This window comes from Aquimarina algiphila (genome assembly GCF_007489275.1).
Lineage (GTDB): Bacteria > Bacteroidota > Bacteroidia > Flavobacteriales > Flavobacteriaceae > Aquimarina > Aquimarina algiphila.
On record NZ_VLNR01000250.1, the window covers coordinates 1 to 261 of the forward strand.

Sequence of the window (261 nt, forward strand, 5' to 3'; positions counted from 1 at the left end):
CCCGTTTAGGCAGTGGTAACAAGTTCGCAAACAAATGCGGGGTATCTGCGGCTACATTAAGCCAGATGCGTAACTCAGAATGGGAACTTATCAGTGATCAGATGTGGCTTAAAGTAGCCAATAAAAGCGGCCATACTTTTAGTACCTGGCAGATTGCAGAAACTACAAATTTTCGCATGATGCAAAAGGTACTCACTGAGGCAAAACAGGAATGTTTGTTCGTTCCTGTGTCCTATCCGGCCGGAGCAGGTAAAACGGCAG

Annotated in this window: 1 pseudogene; it reads left to right on the forward strand. The window is 46.0% G+C overall.

Going from position 1 to position 261, the window contains the following annotated elements:
- Nucleotides 1-65: 65 nt before the first annotated feature.
- A pseudogene (locus FOF46_RS31200) lies at nt 66-261 on the forward strand (ATP-binding protein); the annotation flags it as partial.